This is a genomic window from Metasolibacillus sp. FSL H7-0170, from assembly GCF_038593115.1.
In the GTDB taxonomy this organism is placed as follows: domain Bacteria; phylum Bacillota; class Bacilli; order Bacillales_A; family Planococcaceae; genus Metasolibacillus; species Metasolibacillus fluoroglycofenilyticus.
In genome coordinates this window covers 2,620,875-2,637,189 of sequence record NZ_CP151964.1, presented here as the reverse complement: position 1 = coordinate 2,637,189, position 16,315 = coordinate 2,620,875, and the positions used below count along the sequence as shown (strand labels likewise).

Sequence of the window (16,315 nt, the reverse complement as noted above, 5' to 3'; positions counted from 1 at the left end):
GGTATCACCTCTAGTTTCGGCAAAATACAAGCAATGCCGTCAGTATGACAAGGGACACTAAGCAAATTGTATCGCGGTAATCCCATTTCAATTGACGATAACGTGTTCTCCCCTCGCCACCACGATAGCCACGCACCTCCATCGCTGTCGCTAAATCCTCGGCACGCTTAAAGGCACTCACAAAAAGTGGAACAAGCAATGGAACAACTGCCTTTAAACGGTTTTTTAATGGACCAGCGCTTAAATCTGAGCCTCGTGCCATTTGAGCTTTCATAATTTTATCTGTTTCATCCATTAGAGTTGGGATAAAGCGTAATGATATTGACATCATGAGTGCGAGCTCATGTACAGGCGCTTTTAATTTCTTTAATGGATTCAATAGCACTTCCAAACCGTCCGTAATTGAAATCGGCGATGTCGTTAATGTTAAAATGGATGTCATAAAAACAAGCACTAAAAAGCGGATTGAAATAAAAATACCTTGTCTCAAGCCTTGCTCATAAATTTTTAAAAAGCCCAAATCTAATACAACTGCTCCCTCACGCGTAAATAGCGTATGCAGTAAAAACGTAAATACCATTAAAAAGATAATTGGCTTCAAACCATTAATTAAAAAATAGAGTCGAATGCGGGAAATCAATACAATGAACAACGTAAATGCAAGAAGTAACCCGTAAGTGATTATATTGTTTGCTAAAAAGACAACAATGATAAAGGCAAATACGAAAATGAGCTTAGCACGCGGGTCAAGCTTATGTACGAAGGAATTTCCAGGAATATAGCGCCCAAAAATCATTTTCTCCATCATTGTTGGTCACGCCCCTTCTTTACAACCTGTGCTAATTCAATCGCTAACTCTTCCTCTGTTAAGCATATTTTCGGCAAAATTTCACCTATAAGCTTTTCAACTCGATGCTGGAAACGAATGATACGTGGTGGCTCTAAGCGATATTTCGCTAATGTCTCCACGTCTGCAAAAATCTCCCTCGGCTGCCCAGTTAGCACACAGCGCCCTTCATGCATAATGGCAACTTGATCAGCGTAGCGTGCAGCATCCTCCATACTATGTGTTACAAGAATTGTCGTTAACCCTTGCTGCTTATGCAACTGGTAAAACATGTCCATAATTTCTTTTTGACCACGTGGGTCTAAGCCTGCTGTCGGTTCATCTAAGACGATAACCTCTGGCTGCATCGCTAAAACACCTGCAATTGCCACACGACGCATTTGTCCTCCTGATAAATCAAAAGGCGACTTTTCTAACACTTCATCAGGTAATCCAACAAGTGTAATTAGCTCACGTGCACGTCGTTCTGCCTCTTCTTCCGAAACGCCAAAATTCATCGGACCAAACATAATATCTTTTAATACTGTTTCTTCAAATAGTTGATGCTCTGGAAATTGAAAGACAATGCCTACTTTTTGGCGTATAGGCTTTAATTCCTTTGCCTTTTTGCCTGCTTCAATTACGCGCTCACCGATATGCACCTCACCCGTAGATGGCTTTAATAATCCATTAAAATGCTGTAAGATTGTTGATTTCCCTGAGCCTGTATGTCCGATAATTGCTTGATAGGTCCCGTGAGTAATCGTCAAATCCACATCAAATAGCGCATATTTCTCAAAGGGTGTATCTTTTCCATAAGCATAACTTACTTGTTGAAGTTTGATGTCCATAAATCATTCACCAGCTCTTCTTCTGTCATATGTTGTCCTAACAGCTTTACACCTTGTTGCTGCAGGAGCTTTGTCATCTTCATCGCAAAAGGTAAATCTAAGCCAAATGTAATTAATTGCTCACCTAATGAAAAAATTTCGCTCGGTGTACCTTCTGCGTATTTTTTACCATCATTCATAAAAATAATACGGTCTGCTAGCATCGCTTCCTCTAAATCGTGTGTAATCGAAATAACGGTAAGTCCGATTTTTTCACGCAAGGCTTGAACGGTACTTAACACCTCATCACGCCCTTGTGGGTCTAGCATCGATGTAGCCTCGTCTAATATTAAAACTTTCGGGTGGATTGCTAAAGCGCCTGCAATGGCAACTCGCTGCTTTTGTCCACCAGATAAGTGATGTGGTTCATGGTTATAAAACTGATCCATCTTTACTTGCTTTAATGCATCTTTTACGCGTGCTACCATCTCTTCATAGGGCACACCGTTATTTTCTAAGGAAAATGCAACATCATCTTGTACTGTTGCACCAACAAATTGATTATCAGGATTTTGAAATACCATACCCATTTTTGAACGTACATCCCACAGGTTTTCCTCTGTTAAAGCATTAAGTAAAACGCGTACTTCCCCTTCAGCAGGAAATAGTAAGCCATTCATTAGCTTCGCTATTGTCGATTTGCCTGAGCCATTATGGCCCACAATGGCAATCCACTCACCTTGCTGCACGGTAAATGAAATATTTTGCACAGCTTTGCGCGCTGTTTCATCCTCAGGTGTATAGGAGAATGTCACATTGTGAAAAGATAAAATTTCTGTCATGGCTCTGCTACCCCTCTCTTTCTCCACTCCACTATTAAAATTACACTGTTTGCAAAAATTATGCTACCTTTCCCACATATATAAAAATAAAGCACGTTAACAAGCAGGAAATGCCTAAACGTACTTTATGTTTATGTATGTGCATATGGTAAAGTTGGTGATGTAAACCAATATCCCATACAATAAAAAAGCGCGCACCTCATTCAGAGAAATGCGCTTATCACTACATTAAGGAGAATACGGCTGCTCATTTCCGTACTCTGAATGAATGAGGTGCGGAGAGCTAGACGAGACGCCAACAACATAGTGTTCCGCTCATCATAACGCTCAGCTTAATTATTTGTCGTATAAATCATTTTAATTACACACAAATATGTAATTAATTATTTACAGAAAGGGAGTGCCAGCGTTCATAGGTGAACTAGGCATCCCCTCTAAAACAACTGTGTTATTGACTGAATCGCTGAATTAAATTAAACTAATTCAATTACAACTACAGGTGCGCCGTCTCCACGACGAGGACCTACTTTTAGGATACGAGTGTAACCACCTTGACGCTCTGCGTAGCGTGGTGCAACATCATCGAACAATTTTTGTAGTGCGAATGAAGTTGTTTCGTTACCTTCTTCGTCAGTTGCCGTTACTAGCTCACGACGGATAAATGCAGCCGCTTGACGACGAGCATGTAAATCACCGCGCTTACCTAAAGTAATCATTTTTTCAACAGCTTTACGAACTTCCTTCGCGCGAGCTTCAGTAGTTTCGATGCGCTCGTTGATGATTAAGTCAGTAGCTAAGTCACGTAACATCGCTTTACGTTGAGAACTTGTACGACCAAGTTTTCTGTAACCCATGGATGTTTCCCTCCTTTAAAAAATATCTGATCTTGCTGTATATTTCAAATTCGCTTAGTCTTCTTTACGTAATCCTAAACCAAGCTCTTCTAACTTCGCTTTAACCTCTTCTAAAGACTTGCGACCAAGGTTGCGCACTTTCATCATATCGTCTTCTGATTTATTCGCTAATTCAAGCACCGTATTGATGCCTGCACGCTTTAAACAGTTGTAAGAACGAACAGAAAGATCTAGTTCTTCGATAGTCATCTCTAAAACTTTCTCTTTTTGGTCTTCTTCTTTTTCGACCATGATTTCAGCAGTTTGCGCTTCATTCGTCATGCCTACGAAAATGTTTAAATGCTCTGTTAAAATTTTCGCTCCAAGTGAAATCGCCTCTTTTGGACCGATGCTTCCATCTGTCCATACATCAAGTGATAACTTATCGTAATCAGAGTTTTGCCCAACACGAGTGTTTTCCACTTGGAAATTGACGCGTGAAACTGGAGTGTAAATAGAGTCGATCGGGATCACGCCGATAGGAAGATCCTCACGTTTGTTTTGATCAGCAGGAGTGTAGCCACGACCACGTTGCGCATACATACGCATACGTAAATGACCGTTTTTAGCGATTGTTGCAATATATAGATCTGGATTTAAAATTTCAACGTCACTGTCATGTGTGATGTCAGCAGCAGTTACTGTGCCATCACCTTTTACATCAATCTCAATGACTTTTTCTTCGTCAGAGTAGATTTTTAAAGCTAACTTTTTCACGTTTAAGATAATTGAAGCAACATCTTCTACAACGCCTTCTACAGTAGAGAATTCGTGTAATACGCCGTCAATTTGTATTGACGTTACAGCAGCTCCTGGTAATGAAGACAGAAGGATACGACGTAAAGAATTTCCCAAAGTGTTTCCATATCCGCGTTCTAGCGGTTCTACAACAAACTTGCCATATTTGACATCTTCGCTGATCTCCACTGTCTCAATCTTTGGTTTTTCAATTTCGATCATTCAATTTACCCTCCTTCAAAACATCAATGTATAGGTTCATACCATCATAGTTGTTATTCTTGATTGACTTTACTAATAAGTTGCACAAGACATTTGCACAAAGAAATGATGTACTTAAAGAACTACGCTCTTTAAGCTGCACCCATTACACGCGACGACGTTTTGGCGGACGGCAACCGTTATGTGGAACTGGAGTAACGTCTTTAATAGCAGTTACTTCTAAACCAGCAGCTTGAAGTGCACGAATTGCAGCTTCACGACCTGCACCAGGACCTTTAACAGTTACTTCCAACGTTTTCAGACCATGTTCAAGGGATGCTTTTGCAGCTGTTTCTGCAGCCATTTGCGCAGCAAATGGAGTAGATTTACGTGAACCACGGAAACCAAGAGCACCAGCACTTGACCATGATACAGCGTTACCTTGCATATCTGTAATCGTTACGATTGTATTGTTGAATGTAGAACGGATGTGTGCAATACCAGATTCGATATTCTTTTTCACACGACGTTTACGAGTTTGTTGTTTACGAGCCATGTTAAGAAGGAACCTCCTTTACTTAATTATTTTTTCTTATTCGCTACAGTTTTACGAGGACCTTTACGCGTACGTGCGTTGTTCTTCGTATTTTGACCACGAACAGGTAGACCACGACGGTGACGGATACCACGGTTACAACCGATTTCCATCAGACGTTTAATATTAAGTGAAACTTCACGACGTAAGTCACCTTCCACTTTAAGTGAGTCTAATTGTTCACGGATTAGGTTTAATTGATCTTCAGTTAAGTCGCGAACGCGGATATTTTCGTCAATACCTGCAGCTGCTAATACTTTTTGTGAAGTTGTTTTACCAATACCGAAAATGTAAGTTAATGAAATTACAACGCGTTTGTCGCGAGGAATATCAACACCAGCAATACGTGCCATTTACGTGTGCACCTCCTTATTTATTATCCTTGTTTTTGTTTGTGTTTAGGATTTTCACAGATTACCATTACTTTACCGCGTCGGCGAATTACTTTACACTTTTCGCAGATCGGTTTCACAGATGGTCTCACTTTCATCTAACCTAACCTCCTTAATAGTCCGGAGTGCAAAAGATTATTTAAAACGGTATGTGATACGACCGCGAGTTAAATCATATGGAGATAACTCAATAGTAACCTTATCTCCCGGTAGAATGCGGATAAAGTGCATACGAATCTTTCCAGAAACATGCGCAAGCACTACATGCCCATTTTCTAATTCTACCTTAAACATCGCGTTTGGCAAAGTCTCAACAACTGTCCCTTCGACTTCAATTACATCATCTTTCGCCATTAACTCTCGTCTCCCTTCTATATGCAATTTCTGACTACCTAATCCGGTAATCATTATAACTGTTTTCTTCCGTTATTTAGAAGCAACTCGTCTCAACATATGCTTGGATTGTATGAGAGATGTTCGAAAGACGCTCGTCTGGTTTCGCTTCACACAATCCATGGAATTGAACAGATCCCGGTTTAGGAAGCTGTATTCCTTATGTTAACACGATAGCCGGAATGTCTTGGATGAGAGATTCATACCCGTTACACAGATGCTTCCACGAAACCCTCTATACAATAATCGGATCATCACACAAAATCGTGCTCCCCTCTCTCGTATTAATTGGGTACAATATGCTTTTGCAACTCTCAAAAATTATGTTTCGTTGTTGCCTCCGCATGCCTCCCGCGAAAGCAGTTAACTTGCGCCTGGGTCGGGTATCAGCTGCGGCCGCTCTGTAATAGAGCATCAAGATCAGCAAATACTTTGTTAATATCTTGCTGTCCATCAATATTCGTTAAAACACCTTTAGCTTGGTAAAAGTCAAGTAAAGGCTGCGCTTGGTTCATATTTACTTCCAAACGATTTGTTACCGTTTCTGGATTATCATCTGCACGTGTATAAAGCTCGCCACCATCTTTATCACATTTGCCTTCTACCGCTGGAGGGTTGAAAACTAAATGATAAGAAGCGCCACAGCTCTTACAAATACGACGTCCACTTAAACGTGCTATTAATTCATCTTTATCAACTTGGATATTAATCGTATGTTCGATTGCACGACCTAGGCTTTCAAGAATGCCATTTAACGCCTCGGCCTGAGGAACTGTACGCGGGAATCCATCTAATAAGAATCCTTTTTCGCAGTCTGGTTGTGATAATCGCTCACGTACGATACCGATTGTTACTTCATCAGGTACTAATGCACCTTGATCCATAAACGATTTAGCCTGTAAGCCAAGCTCAGTACCGTCCTTAATAGCTGCACGGAACATATCGCCTGTAGAAATATGAGGGATTGCGTACTTCTCAACAATTTTGTCTGCCTGTGTACCTTTACCAGCACCCGGCAGGCCCATTAAAACGATATTCATACGAAGTTTCCCCCTAAAAGCTACTGTGTCTAGCTGGTTAAGGAAACGAAATCGTTCCCTAAAACCAACATTATTTCATAAAGCCTTTATAATGACGTTTCACTAGTTGTGACTCTAATTGCTTCATTGTTTCAAGTGCTACACCAACTACGATAATCATACTTGTTCCACCGATTTGAGCAGAAGCAGGTAAGTTCATAAATGTAGTGAATAAAATAGGCATAACAGAGATGACACATAGGAAGATAGCGCCAACGAAAGTTAAACGATAAAGAACTTTTGTTAAATAAGCCTGCGTATCATTACCTGGACGAATGCCCGGAATGTATGCACCTTGTTTCTTTAAATTGTCTGCCACATTTTCTGGGTTCACTTGAACGAACGCATAGAAATATGTGAAGGCAATGATTAAAGCGATATAAAGAGTTAGACCTATTAATCCAGTCGTTTGCTTATAATCAAACATACTTGTAATAAATCTTGTAACACTATTTTCACCGAAGAATGTCGCCAAAGTTTGCGGTGTTACAATAAACGCCATCGCAAAGATTACCGGAATAACCCCTGCAGCATTTACCTTTAACGGTAAGTGCGTTTGTTGACCACCTGCTTGAGGCGCACGACCAGTTACTCGCTTTGCATATTGAATTGGAATTTTACGCAACGCTTGGTTAACGTAAATTACTCCAACAATAACTGCAAGAAGAACTAGTACTAACAAGGCAAGAATGACAATTCGAATGAATAGTTGCTCGCCTGCACCTTCGATTTGTTGTGCATAAACTTGGTTAACTGCAGTTGGAATTGCTGCAACGATACCAGCAAAGATAATAATGGAAATACCATTACCTACACCATTTGCTGTAATTTGCTCAGACAGCCATAATAGGAAGGCAGTACCTGCTGTAAGCACAATTGCGATAGTTAAATACGAACCAACGCTAGTGTCTGTAATCAATGAGCCGCCATAAAGCTGGTTAAAGCCAAATGACATAGCAAATGATTGGATTAGCGCTAAAATGATTGTAAAGTATCGTGTGAATTGTGCTAACTTACGGCGACCAACTTCACCTTGTTTAGCCCATTCTGCAAATTTAGGTACAACATCCATTTGCAATAACTGCACAATAATTGAAGCAGTAATGTATGGCATAATCCCCATCGCAAAGATAGAGAAGTTTGCCAAGGCACCACCACCGAAAGTATTTAAGAAGCCAATAATATTAAATTCATCAGCAGCTTTCAATACATTTGCGTCGACGTTTGGTACGGGAATAAATGTCCCGATACGGAAAACGATGAGCATTAATAATGTAAAGATGATTTTATTTCGTATATCTCGAACGCGCATAAAGTTAGAGATCGTTTGAAACATTAAATCACCTCAGTTGTTCCGCCAGCATTCTCAATAGCTTCTTTCGCAGAAGCTGAGAATTTATGAGCTTTTACTGTAAGCTTTTTTGTTAAAGTTCCGTTACCTAAAACTTTAATACCAGCTTTTTCATTACTCACAATACCAGTTTCTACTAATAATGCAGTAGTTACCTCTGCACCATCTTCAAAACGGTTTAATGCATCAAGGTTAACGATAGCGTATTCTTTACGGTTAATATTTGTAAAGCCTCGTTTAGGTAAACGACGGAATAGTGGGTTTTGACCACCCTCAAATCCTGGGCGAACGCCGCCGCCAGAACGAGCGTTTTGACCTTTGTGACCTTTACCTGCAGTTTTACCGTTACCAGAACCGATACCACGACCAACTCGGTTACGTACTTTACGTGATCCTTCTGCTGGTTTCAACTCATGAAGTTTCATTATGAGTGGCACCTCCTTGTTCAATGATATGAAATTAGATTTCTTTTACAGTAACTAAGTGAGCTACTTTTGTAAGCATACCGCGAACAGCTTCGTTATCAGCGTGTTCAACAGTTTGATTAGTTTTGCGTAATCCAAGAGCCTCGATTGTTTTACGTTGTGCTGGTTTTGTACCAATCACAGATTTAGAAAGGGTAATTTGTAATTTAGCCATTATAATTCCCCCCTTATCCTAATAATTCTTCCACTGATTTACCGCGAAGTTTTGCAACATCCTCAGCTTGCTTTAATTCAGTTAAACCTGCAATAGTTGCACGCACCATGTTAATTGGTGTGTTTGAACCTAGAGATTTTGAAAGAATATCAGTAATACCAGCTAACTCTAATACAGCACGTACTGGACCACCAGCGATAACCCCTGTACCTGGAGCAGCAGGTTTAATTAATACTTTACCTGCGCCAAAGCGACCTTGCACTAAGTGTGGAGTAGTTCCACCTACGCGTGGTACTTCGACTAAGTTTTTCTTCGCGTCTTCAACAGCTTTACGGATTGCGTCTGGCACCTCTTGTGCTTTACCAGTACCGAAACCTACATGGCCGTTCTTATCTCCAACAACAACAAGTGCTGTGAAGCGGAAGCGACGTCCACCTTTAACAACTTTCGCTACACGGTTAATTGTAACTACGCGTTCTTCAAGTTGCTCTAATTTGTTTGCGTCAATGCGACTCATGAAGTATGTCCCTCCTTCTTATTAAAATTCTAAGCCGTTTTCACGTGCAGCTTCTGCTAAAGCTTTCACACGTCCATGATATAAGTAACCACCACGGTCAAATACAACAGCAGTAATATTTTTTTCCGCAGCGCGTTTTGCGATTGCTTCACCGATTTTAGCTGCTGCTTCAACGTTAGATCCGCTACCCTCGAAAGCTTTTTCTTGTGTATTGGCAGATACTAAAGTTACACCAGCAACGTCATCGATTAATTGTGCGTAAATGTTCTTGTTAGAACGGAATACGTTTAAGCGTGGACGCTCAGCAGTACCCGTAATTTTTGAACGTACACGTGCATGACGTTTTTTACGAACCTGATTTTTATCTTGTTTCGTAATCACAGAGGTCACTCCTTTCTAATGCTTGTTTTTAGCATTATTTACCTGTTTTACCTTCTTTACGACGAACATATTCGCCTTCATAACGAATTCCTTTGCCTTTATATGGCTCTGGAGGACGAACGTCACGGATGTTAGATGCTAATGCACCAACGCGTTCTTTGTTAATACCTTTAACGATAATTTTCGTGTTTGAAGGAACTTCAATCTCTAAACCTTGTTCAGGTGTAAACTCTACTGGATGAGAGTAACCTACGTTAAGTACAAGTTTGTTACCTTGCAATTGAGCACGGTAACCTACCCCGATAAGTTCTAGAGTACGAGAGAAACCTTCAGAAACACCCGTTACCATGTTAGCTAATAACGCACGAGTTGTACCGTGGTTTGTACGGTGTTCTTTCGATTCAGATGGACGAACAACAGTGATGATGTTGCCTTCTTGCTCGATTTTCATATCTTGATTAAATTGATTAACTAATTCACCTTTTGGACCTTTAACAGTTACTGTGTTGTCATCAGTGACAGTGACAGTTACGTTAGCAGGTACCTCGATAAGTTTTTTACCTACGCGAGACATGTAAGTTGCACCTCCATTCTTTTGTTACTAATTACCAAACGTATGCTAAGATTTCTCCGCCAACTTGTTTAGCGCGAGCTTCTTTATCAGTTAATAAACCTTGTGAAGTTGATACTAAAGCGATACCAAGACCGTTTAATACTTTAGGTACTTCGTTTGTTTTAGCGTATACACGTAGACCAGGTTTAGAAATACGTTTTAAACCAGTAATTACACGCTCATTATCTTTACCGTATTTTAAGAAGATACGGATGATTCCTTGCTTGTTATCTTCAACATACTCAACGTCACGTACGAAACCTTCACGCTTTAAGATTTCAGCGATTTCTTTCTTTAAGTTAGAAGCAGGAACTTCTAATTTCTCGTGACGAACCATGTTCGCATTACGAATACGAGTAAGCATATCTGCAATCGGATCAGTCATTGTCATGAAAATTTACCTCCTTCCCAAAATTAGGGGATTACCAGCTGGCTTTTTTAACGCCAGGAATTTGTCCCTTATATGCAAGTTCACGGAAACAAATACGGCAAAGCTTAAATTTGCGATATACAGAATGTGGACGACCACAGCGTTCACAACGTGTATATTCTTGTACTTTAAACTTTTGCTTACGTTGTTGTTTAACGATCATTGATTTTTTAGCCACGTTTTCGCCCTCCTTGTTTAATTACTTTTGGAACGGCATACCGAATTGTGTCAATAACTCGCGAGCTTCTTCATCAGAATTCGCAGTCGTTACGATCACGATGTCCATACCGCGTACCTTCGAAACTTTATCGTAATCGATTTCTGGGAAAATCAATTGTTCTTTCACACCTAATGTGTAGTTACCGCGACCGTCGAATGCTTTTTTAGAAACACCGCGGAAGTCACGTACACGTGGTAGTGCGATAGAAATTAATTTATCCAAGAATTCATACATACGCTCACCGCGTAATGTAACTTTAGCACCGATAGGCATACCTTCACGTAAACGGAAACCTGCAATCGATTTTTTCGCTTTCGTTACAACTGGCTTTTGACCAGTGATAGTTGCTAATTCTTCTACAGCAGCATCTAGTGCTTTAGAGTTTTGTACAGCGTCACCAACACCCATGTTAATAACGATTTTCTCTACTTTTGGCACTTGCATTACTGATTTATATTCAAACTTGCTCACTAGAGCAGGTGAAACTTCATTTACAAATTTTTCTTTTAGGCGGCTCATGTTCGTACCTCCTTTCTCGTTTTACTTGTTAGTCGATTACTACACCTGATTTTTTTGCAACACGAACTTTTTTACCATTTTCGATTTTGTAACCTACACGAGTCGGCTCGCCAGATTTTGGATCGATTAGCATTACGTTCGATACGTGGATTGCAGCTTCTTGAGATACAATACCACCTTGTGGGTTTAACTGGTTAGGTTTGATATGCTTTTTAACGATATTAACGCCTTCAACAAGAACACGGTCTTGTTTTGGGAAAGCAGCTAAAATAACGCCTTCTTTGCCTTTATCTTTACCAGTAATAACTTTTACCTTGTCGCCCTTTTTAACATGCATTGTGTGTCGCACCTCCTTGATTGGTACTGTCATGAAAATTAAAGAACTTCTGGAGCTAGAGAAACGATTTTCATGAAGTTGCTGTCACGTAGTTCACGTGCAACAGGTCCGAAAATACGAGTTCCGCGTGGTGACTTATCATCTCTGATAATAACGCAAGCATTTTCATCAAATTTAATGTAAGTACCATCTTTACGACGAACGCCAGATTTTGTGCGAACGATAACAGCCTTAACAACGTCACCTTTCTTGACAACGCCACCTGGTGTTGCTTTCTTAACTGTACATACGACGATATCGCCGATGTTAGCAGTTTTACGTCCAGAACCACCAAGCACTTTAATAGTTAAAACTTCACGTGCACCTGAGTTGTCAGCAACTTTCATACGACTTTCTTGTTGGATCACTTAGGTTACCTCCCTTCGGAATAGGTATTTTCCGAAATAGTTATTAGATAATAACCGCTTTTTCTACAACTTCCACTAGACGGAAATGTTTAGTAGCTGATAGCGGGCGAGTTTCCATGATACGTACGATATCACCGATTTTCGCAGTGTTTTGCTCATCATGAGCTTTGAACTTTTTAGAATATTTTACACGTTTGCCATAAAGCTTGTGCTTTTTGTATGTTTCAACTAATACTGTAACAGTTTTGTCCATTTTATCTGAAACAACACGGCCTGTGTAAACTTTGCGTTGGTTACGCTCAGTCATGCCAGAAAACCTCCTTTATTCGTATTATTGTGCACTGATTTCTCTTTCACGAATCACAGTTTTCATGCGCGCAATCGCTTTACGAACTTCGCGGATGCGAGCTGTGTTTTCTAATTGACCAGTCGCCAATTGGAAGCGAAGGTTGAAAAGCTCTTCTTTCAGTGATTTCACTTTTAATTCGATTTCAGAAGTGGCAAGGTCACGGATTTCATTAGCTTTCATTAGATTCACCACCAGTTTCTTGACGTTTTACGATTTTACATTTAACAGGAAGCTTATGTGATGCTAAACGAAGCGCTTCACGTGCAATCTCTTCAGATACACCCGCGATTTCAAACATAATTTTTCCTGGTTTTACTACTGCTACCCAACCTTCAGGAGAACCTTTACCAGAACCCATGCGGACTTCTAGAGGCTTCTTCGTATAAGGTTTATGTGGGAAAATTTTGATCCAAACTTTACCGCCACGTTTCATGTAACGTGTCATTGCGATACGAGCAGATTCAATTTGACGGTTTGTAATCCATGATGCTGTTGTAGCTTGTAAGCCCCATTCACCAAATGTTACTTCTTTACCGCCTTTCGCCTCACCACGCATTTTACCACGGTGTTCACGACGATATTTAACGCGTTTTGGTAATAACATTATTATTTGCCTCCTTCCACAGAGTTCTTTTTAGTAGGAAGGACTTCACCACGGTAGATCCAAACTTTAACGCCTAATTTACCGTAAGTTGTATCAGCTTCTGCATGTGCATAATCGATGTCAGCACGTAGCGTATGAAGTGGAACAGTTCCTTCACTATAGTGTTCAGCACGCGCAATATCAGCGCCACCTAAACGACCAGATACTTGTGTTTTAATACCTTTTGCACCAGCGCGAATTGTACGTTGGATTGCTTGTTTTTGAGCACGACGGAATGATACGCGGTTCTCAAGTTGACGAGCGATGTTTTCTGCTACTAAACGAGCATCAAGATCAGCACGTTTGATTTCCACGATATTAATGTGAACACGCTTGCCAGTTGTATCGCTTAAGTGTTTACGTAAGTTTTCAACTTCCGTACCGCCTTTACCGATTACCATACCTGGTTTCGCAGTGTGAATTGTGATGTTTACGCGATTTGCAGCGCGCTCGATTTCTACTTTAGATACAGATGCATCTTTTAATGTAGATTCGATATATTTACGAACTTTGATATCTTCGTGTAAAAGAGCAGCATAGTCTTTCTCAGCGAACCATTTTGATTCCCAATCACGAATAATACCAACTCGTAGTCCTATTGGATGTACTTTTTGACCCACGGATTAACCCTCCTTCTTCTCTGATACCACAACTGTAATGTGGCTTGTGCGTTTATTAATTGCGCTTGCACGTCCTTGAGCACGTGGACGGAAACGTTTTAATGTTGGACCTTCATCAACAAAGATTTCAGATACAACTAAGTTGTTTACATCTAACTCATAGTTATGTTCAGCGTTAGCAACTGCAGATTTTAATACTTTCTCAACGACTGGAGACGCCGCTTTTGGAGTATGACGTAAAATTGCAACTGCTTCACCGATTTGCTTGCCTCGGATTAAGTCTACTACTAGACGTACTTTACGAGGAGCGATACGAACTGTACGAGCGATAGCTTTAGCTTGTGTCATTAGGATTTACCTCCTCTCAAAATTAGCGTCTTGTTTTCTTATCGTCTGCACCGTGACCTTTGTAAGTACGTGTCGGTGCGAACTCGCCTAATTTGTGACCTACCATATCTTCTGTCACATATACAGGAACGTGTTTACGTCCATCATATACAGCGATTGTTTGTCCGATAAAGTTCGGGAAGATAGTAGAACGGCGAGACCAAGTTTTAATTACTTGTTTTTTCTCAGAAGCCTCTTGCGCTTCAACCTTTTTCATAAGGTGTTCATCGACAAAAGGTCCTTTTTTCAAGCTGCGACCCATTTAGGAACCTCCCTCCGTGATCCCACCACGGCTCTTCTAGCGAACCGTAGTACAATCACTTTATTTTTTACGTCCACGAATGATAAATTTAGAAGATTTGTTTTTCTTCTTACGTGTTTTATAACCAAGAGCTGGTTTACCCCATGGTGTCATTGGAGATTTACGTCCGATTGGAGAACGTCCTTCACCACCACCGTGTGGGTGATCGTTAGGGTTCATTACAGAACCACGAACCACTGGGCGTTTACCTAACCAACGAGAACGACCTGCTTTACCAATGTGGATAAGTTCGTGTTGCTCGTTACCAACTTGACCGATTGTTGCACGACAAGTAGCTAATACTAAGCGAACTTCACCAGATTGAAGACGAACGATTACGTATTTACCTTCACGTCCAAGTACTTGTGCTGAAGTACCAGCAGAACGTACTAATTGTCCACCTTTACCAGGTTTTAACTCGATGTTATGGATTGTTGTACCCATTGGAATGTTTGCTAATGGTAACGCGTTACCTACTTTAATATCTGCCTCTGGACCAGAAACGATCGTTTGACCTACTTCAAGACCTTTTGGAGCTAAAATATAACGTTTTTCACCGTCAGCATAGTTGATTAATGCGATATTCGCAGAACGGTTTGGATCATACTCGATTGTAGCAACGCGGCCTGGAATGCCATCTTTAACACGTTTAAAATCGATTACGCGGTATTGCTTCTTATGACCACCACCGTGATGACGAACAGTAATTTTACCTTGGTTATTACGACCAGCTTTGCGTGTTTTAGGAGCTAATAAAGACTTTTCAGGTTTATTAGTAGTAATTGCCGCAAAGTCAGATGACGTCATGTTACGACGACCATTTGAGGTTGGTTTATACTTTTTAATCGCCATTTGTGTTCCCTCCTTCTATAATTGCTCAGATTAAGCTATCTATTAAAATAATTCGATTTCTTTTGAATCAGCAGTTAATTTAACAATTGCCTTACGACGTTTGTTAGTGTAGCCGCTGTATTTACCAACGCGCTTGAATTTACCTTTGTAGTTCATGATGTTTACTTTATCAACTTCAACACCAAAGATTTCTTCAACAGCGTCTTTAACTTGTGTTTTGTTAGCGCGAGTGTCTACTTCGAAAGTATACTTTTTCTCTGCCATTAATTCAGAAGAACGCTCAGTAATGACCGGACGTTTAATGATATCACGTGCTTCCATTATCCAAGCACCTCCTCGACTTTTTCTACTGCAGCTTTTGTGAATACAACTTTGTCATGACCTACAAGATCAAGAACGTTGATTCCGTTAGCTGTTAAAACAGTTACACCTGGGATGTTACGAGCAGATAATGCTACGTTTTCATCTAACTCAGCAGTAACGAATAATGCTTTTGAATTGATTTCTAATGCTTTTAAAATAGCAGCGAAATCTTTAGTTTTTGGTGCATTTAAAGTTAATGCATCAAGCACTAAGAAGTTTTGTTCTACGACTTTAGCTGATAAAGCTGATTTAAGAGCTAAGCGACGAACTTTCTTCGGTAATTTATATGAATAGCTTCGTGGAGTTGGACCGAATACGATACCACCACCGCGCCATTGTGGAGAGCGGATCGAACCTTGACGAGCACGACCAGTTCCTTTTTGACGCCATGGCTTGCGACCACCACCAGCAACTTCAGAACGGTTTTTTACTTTGTGATTACCTTGACGTAGAGAAGCGCGTTGTGCGATTACTGCGTCGAATAATACAGCTTCGTTTGGCTCGATTCCGAAAATCGCATCGTTTAATTCGATTTCGCCAACTGAAGCGCCTGTTTGACTAAGTACAGATACTTTTGCCATTCCTGTTTCCTCCTTT

30 protein-coding genes are annotated in these 16,315 nt (G+C 40.4%); all 30 read right to left on the bottom strand.

Annotated elements, in window-relative coordinates; genetic code table 11:
- Nucleotides 1–10: 10 nt before the first annotated feature.
- The 30 genes from MHH70_RS12315 to rplD all read right to left on the bottom strand — a co-directional run bounded on the left by MHH70_RS12315 (nt 11) and on the right by rplD (nt 16,299).
- The gene (locus tag MHH70_RS12315) at nt 11–808 is read right to left on the bottom strand and encodes an energy-coupling factor transporter transmembrane protein EcfT (protein WP_066168926.1); all 798 of its coding nucleotides are present in this window, start codon (nt 806–808) and stop codon (nt 11–13) included.
- A complete protein-coding gene (locus MHH70_RS12310; RefSeq protein ID WP_066168924.1) occupies nt 805–1,677 on the bottom strand; it encodes an energy-coupling factor ABC transporter ATP-binding protein in 873 nt (290 codons plus the stop codon). The genes MHH70_RS12315 and MHH70_RS12310 overlap by 4 nt, the downstream gene beginning before the upstream one ends.
- Nucleotides 1,653–2,498, bottom strand: a complete 846-nt coding sequence (locus MHH70_RS12305; protein ID WP_066168921.1) for an energy-coupling factor ABC transporter ATP-binding protein — start codon at nt 2,496–2,498, stop codon at nt 1,653–1,655. Before MHH70_RS12305 ends, MHH70_RS12310 begins: the two co-directional genes overlap by 25 nt.
- 473 nt (nt 2,499–2,971) lie before the next feature.
- A complete protein-coding gene (gene rplQ, locus MHH70_RS12300) occupies nt 2,972–3,352 on the bottom strand; it encodes a 50S ribosomal protein L17 (RefSeq protein ID WP_066168918.1) in 381 nt (126 codons plus the stop codon).
- Nucleotides 3,353–3,406: 54 nt separating this feature from the next.
- Entirely contained in the window at nt 3,407–4,351 is a 945-nt protein-coding gene (locus tag MHH70_RS12295) for a DNA-directed RNA polymerase subunit alpha (RefSeq protein WP_066168916.1), read from the bottom strand.
- Nucleotides 4,352–4,496: 145 nt separating this feature from the next.
- A complete protein-coding gene (rpsK, locus tag MHH70_RS12290; protein WP_036151912.1) occupies nt 4,497–4,886 on the bottom strand; it encodes a 30S ribosomal protein S11 in 390 nt (129 codons plus the stop codon).
- Nucleotides 4,887–4,912: 26 nt separating this feature from the next.
- On the bottom strand, nt 4,913–5,278 hold the full coding sequence (rpsM, locus tag MHH70_RS12285) for a 30S ribosomal protein S13 (protein ID WP_066168912.1): 366 nt from the start codon (nt 5,276–5,278) through the stop codon (nt 4,913–4,915).
- A gap of 23 nt (nt 5,279–5,301) precedes the next feature.
- Entirely contained in the window at nt 5,302–5,415 is a 114-nt protein-coding gene (gene rpmJ, locus MHH70_RS12280; protein WP_000868344.1) for a 50S ribosomal protein L36, read from the bottom strand.
- Between the two features lie 37 nt (nt 5,416–5,452).
- A complete protein-coding gene (gene infA / locus MHH70_RS12275) occupies nt 5,453–5,671 on the bottom strand; it encodes a translation initiation factor IF-1 (RefSeq protein WP_042478660.1) in 219 nt (72 codons plus the stop codon).
- Between the two features lie 425 nt (nt 5,672–6,096).
- Nucleotides 6,097–6,750: an adenylate kinase gene (locus MHH70_RS12270; protein WP_107943490.1), complete on the bottom strand. Its 654-nt coding sequence runs from the start codon at nt 6,748–6,750 to the stop codon at nt 6,097–6,099.
- A gap of 70 nt (nt 6,751–6,820) precedes the next feature.
- Complete coding sequence (gene secY / locus MHH70_RS12265; protein ID WP_066168906.1) at nt 6,821–8,125, bottom strand: preprotein translocase subunit SecY; 1,305 nt, start codon at nt 8,123–8,125, stop codon at nt 6,821–6,823.
- Entirely contained in the window at nt 8,125–8,565 is a 441-nt protein-coding gene (gene rplO, locus MHH70_RS12260) for a 50S ribosomal protein L15 (RefSeq protein ID WP_066168902.1), read from the bottom strand. Before rplO ends, secY begins: the two co-directional genes overlap by 1 nt.
- 34 nt (nt 8,566–8,599) lie before the next feature.
- The gene (gene rpmD / locus MHH70_RS12255; RefSeq protein ID WP_201261960.1) at nt 8,600–8,782 is read right to left on the bottom strand and encodes a 50S ribosomal protein L30; all 183 of its coding nucleotides are present in this window, start codon (nt 8,780–8,782) and stop codon (nt 8,600–8,602) included.
- A 10-nt stretch (nt 8,783–8,792) separates the two neighbouring features.
- Nucleotides 8,793–9,296, bottom strand: coding sequence for a 30S ribosomal protein S5 (gene rpsE, locus MHH70_RS12250; RefSeq protein ID WP_066168896.1), 504 nt, complete (start codon nt 9,294–9,296; stop codon nt 8,793–8,795).
- Between the two features lie 21 nt (nt 9,297–9,317).
- Nucleotides 9,318–9,677, bottom strand: coding sequence for a 50S ribosomal protein L18 (gene rplR / locus MHH70_RS12245; protein ID WP_066168893.1), 360 nt, complete (start codon nt 9,675–9,677; stop codon nt 9,318–9,320).
- A 34-nt stretch (nt 9,678–9,711) separates the two neighbouring features.
- The gene (gene rplF / locus MHH70_RS12240) at nt 9,712–10,251 is read right to left on the bottom strand and encodes a 50S ribosomal protein L6 (RefSeq protein ID WP_066168890.1); all 540 of its coding nucleotides are present in this window, start codon (nt 10,249–10,251) and stop codon (nt 9,712–9,714) included.
- A 31-nt stretch (nt 10,252–10,282) separates the two neighbouring features.
- Nucleotides 10,283–10,681, bottom strand: coding sequence for a 30S ribosomal protein S8 (rpsH, locus tag MHH70_RS12235; RefSeq protein ID WP_042478650.1), 399 nt, complete (start codon nt 10,679–10,681; stop codon nt 10,283–10,285).
- Between the two features lie 31 nt (nt 10,682–10,712).
- Nucleotides 10,713–10,898 (bottom strand): type Z 30S ribosomal protein S14, encoded by a 186-nt coding sequence (locus MHH70_RS12230; protein WP_004233656.1) that lies wholly within the window; start codon nt 10,896–10,898, stop codon nt 10,713–10,715.
- 21 nt (nt 10,899–10,919) lie between these two features.
- Complete coding sequence (gene rplE / locus MHH70_RS12225; protein ID WP_042478649.1) at nt 10,920–11,459, bottom strand: 50S ribosomal protein L5; 540 nt, start codon at nt 11,457–11,459, stop codon at nt 10,920–10,922.
- Nucleotides 11,460–11,487: 28 nt separating this feature from the next.
- Nucleotides 11,488–11,796 (bottom strand): 50S ribosomal protein L24, encoded by a 309-nt coding sequence (rplX, locus tag MHH70_RS12220; protein WP_042478647.1) that lies wholly within the window; start codon nt 11,794–11,796, stop codon nt 11,488–11,490.
- A 38-nt stretch (nt 11,797–11,834) separates the two neighbouring features.
- On the bottom strand, nt 11,835–12,203 hold the full coding sequence (gene rplN, locus MHH70_RS12215; RefSeq protein ID WP_004233650.1) for a 50S ribosomal protein L14: 369 nt from the start codon (nt 12,201–12,203) through the stop codon (nt 11,835–11,837).
- Between the two features lie 43 nt (nt 12,204–12,246).
- Complete coding sequence (rpsQ, locus tag MHH70_RS12210; RefSeq protein WP_066168887.1) at nt 12,247–12,510, bottom strand: 30S ribosomal protein S17; 264 nt, start codon at nt 12,508–12,510, stop codon at nt 12,247–12,249.
- Between the two features lie 24 nt (nt 12,511–12,534).
- Entirely contained in the window at nt 12,535–12,732 is a 198-nt protein-coding gene (gene rpmC, locus MHH70_RS12205; RefSeq protein ID WP_042478642.1) for a 50S ribosomal protein L29, read from the bottom strand.
- Complete coding sequence (rplP, locus tag MHH70_RS12200; protein WP_066168885.1) at nt 12,722–13,156, bottom strand: 50S ribosomal protein L16; 435 nt, start codon at nt 13,154–13,156, stop codon at nt 12,722–12,724. Before rplP ends, rpmC begins: the two co-directional genes overlap by 11 nt.
- 2 nt (nt 13,157–13,158) lie before the next feature.
- Nucleotides 13,159–13,815, bottom strand: a complete 657-nt coding sequence (rpsC, locus tag MHH70_RS12195) for a 30S ribosomal protein S3 (protein WP_066168883.1) — start codon at nt 13,813–13,815, stop codon at nt 13,159–13,161.
- A gap of 3 nt (nt 13,816–13,818) precedes the next feature.
- On the bottom strand, nt 13,819–14,163 hold the full coding sequence (gene rplV / locus MHH70_RS12190; RefSeq protein ID WP_042478638.1) for a 50S ribosomal protein L22: 345 nt from the start codon (nt 14,161–14,163) through the stop codon (nt 13,819–13,821).
- A gap of 22 nt (nt 14,164–14,185) precedes the next feature.
- Nucleotides 14,186–14,464, bottom strand: a complete 279-nt coding sequence (gene rpsS, locus MHH70_RS12185; protein WP_066168880.1) for a 30S ribosomal protein S19 — start codon at nt 14,462–14,464, stop codon at nt 14,186–14,188.
- A gap of 60 nt (nt 14,465–14,524) precedes the next feature.
- Entirely contained in the window at nt 14,525–15,355 is an 831-nt protein-coding gene (gene rplB, locus MHH70_RS12180) for a 50S ribosomal protein L2 (protein ID WP_066168877.1), read from the bottom strand.
- A gap of 42 nt (nt 15,356–15,397) precedes the next feature.
- On the bottom strand, nt 15,398–15,676 hold the full coding sequence (rplW, locus tag MHH70_RS12175; RefSeq protein ID WP_042478634.1) for a 50S ribosomal protein L23: 279 nt from the start codon (nt 15,674–15,676) through the stop codon (nt 15,398–15,400).
- Nucleotides 15,676–16,299, bottom strand: coding sequence for a 50S ribosomal protein L4 (gene rplD / locus MHH70_RS12170; RefSeq protein ID WP_066168871.1), 624 nt, complete (start codon nt 16,297–16,299; stop codon nt 15,676–15,678). Before rplD ends, rplW begins: the two co-directional genes overlap by 1 nt.
- Nucleotides 16,300–16,315: the final 16 nt, after the last annotated feature.